Here is a 1,838-nt window from a genome sequence, read left to right on the forward strand (position 1 = left end):
GGTTTAGCCATAGGTGGTTATGACGTAGTATCGTATTTCAAAGATCACAAAGCTGTTAAAGGGAATGCCGCTCAAACTGAAAAAATAGGCAAAACAAGATATTATTTCAGTTCGAAAGCCAATGCAAAAGCATTCAAAGCAAATCCTAACAAATACCTTCCTGAATGTAATGGATACTGCGCTTGGGGTGTAGCTGAAAAAGATTCAAAATTTTCAATCAATCCAGAGACTTTCAAAATTGTAGACAACAAATTATACCTGTTCTTCAATGGAGATTTCAATGGTCAACAAGTAAACACTTTAGATATTTGGAACAAAGACGAAGCTAAATATCTTAAAACGATTGACAAAAAATGGGCAACCATTAAATAGTAAATACCACCATTTGGACAAAAAGGGTTTTGTTTTAATAACGAAACCCTTTGTTGTGTTTAATAATTCCTGACAGAACGCGTCCTACTGATGTTATTTCATTAATTTTGGATTGATTTTCAAAATCTATTTCATGAAAAAAGTTCTCAAAATAATAGCAGCCCTTCTTCTTTTTATAATAATCAGTACCGCAGCATTTTTATATTATATCAGTAAACCAATCCCAGAAGGACAACAAGGTCCAAAAGCCGAAGAACTTACAGATAAAATTCAAGCTGCCATCAACCAAAAAGCTTGGGATAGCACTGCAGCAGTTGCTTTTACATTTGTAGGCAACCATCATTATCTTTGGGACAAGAAACGTAATTTAGTCCAAGTAAAATGGGATGATAAAACAGTGCTTTACAATACTAAAACCCAAGAAGGCGTCGCTTATGAAAACGATCAAAAACTGACCGAAACAGATAAGGCTGAGGCCATACAAAAAGCAAACGACTATTTTAACAACGATTCCTTCTGGCTAATTGCTCCTTTCAAATTGCGAGATGCTGGAACTACTAGAAGTATTGTAATGCTAGACAATCAGGAAGCGCTACTCATTACCTATGCTTCTGGCGGAAGTACACCGGGTGACTCCTACTTGTGGTTTGTAGACGAGTATTATGTACCGAAAGCATGGCAAATGTGGGTTAGCGTCATCCCTGTAGGTGGACTAGAAACTAGTTGGGAAGATTGGAAAATATTTCCAAACCATGTCAAAATCGCTACTAGTCACAAAGGATTAATTGATTTAAATATAGAAAACATTACTATAGGACAATCTATCGAAGAGATAAATAATGGTGTCGATCCGTTTGTAGGAATGTAATTCAATTAATCGTTAAGCTAAGACAGATATTTCACGTACAAAAAAACCTTTAGCCAAAGCTAAAGGTTTTTGATTTTCTAAACATAGGGACTAACTCACAATCCCTATTTTGCTTTGTAAGGAACTCAAATATCTTTTAGAATAACTTTTATCTTTCAGTATCAACTGTTTTCACTGCAACCAGGTCTTGTTTTGAAGTATTTTTCCATGGTTGATAGTTTTTATAGGCTGGCCCAGTCAACTTTTGTCTTTCAGAATTCCCTATTTTTACTGCAACAAGATCTTTTGAAGTGTTTTTCAACGGTTGCGCATTTTTATACGCTGGTCCTTGGAGCACTGCTTTATTGTTTTCTGAATATATTTTTGTTGGCACTGTTTTGTGCATCCAAGATTTATAATTTTTAAAAGCTGGACCTTTTAAATCACTCTGTTTCACACTAGTTTCCTCTTGTGCCACCGCACTAAAAGAAACTACTAAAAATCCTAAAATTAACGCTATTGTTTTCATGACTATAACTTTTAATGTTTTTACAAAGTTACATCTAGTAATAGGTTCTTAGGATTATGTGAATCTACCCACTTTGCATCCGTATAAATA

At 34.8% G+C, this 1,838-nt stretch carries 3 protein-coding genes; 2 read left to right on the plus strand and 1 reads right to left on the minus strand.

The features are described 5' to 3' along the window. Together WBQ70_RS00005 and WBQ70_RS00010 are read left to right on the plus strand one after the other, a co-directional pair. Positions 1–372, plus strand: a 372-nt coding sequence (locus WBQ70_RS00005) for a YHS domain-containing (seleno)protein (RefSeq protein WP_423908795.1), incomplete at its 5' end; no start/stop codon positions are given. Between the two features lie 133 nt (positions 373–505). Next, positions 506–1,240 carry a hypothetical protein gene (locus WBQ70_RS00010; protein ID WP_423908798.1) on the plus strand — a complete coding sequence of 245 codons (735 nt, stop codon included), beginning with the start codon at positions 506–508 and terminating at the stop codon, positions 1,238–1,240. Between the two features lie 148 nt (positions 1,241–1,388). On the opposite strand, the gene WBQ70_RS00015 is transcribed toward WBQ70_RS00010, so the two are convergent. Beyond that, on the minus strand, positions 1,389–1,748 hold the full coding sequence (locus WBQ70_RS00015; RefSeq protein WP_423908801.1) for a hypothetical protein: 360 nt from the start codon (positions 1,746–1,748) through the stop codon (positions 1,389–1,391). Between the last annotated feature and the right edge of the window lie 90 nt (positions 1,749–1,838).

It is taken from the genome of Flavobacterium sp., assembly GCF_049590715.1.
In the GTDB taxonomy this organism is placed as follows: Bacteria; Bacteroidota; Bacteroidia; order Flavobacteriales; family Flavobacteriaceae; genus Flavobacterium.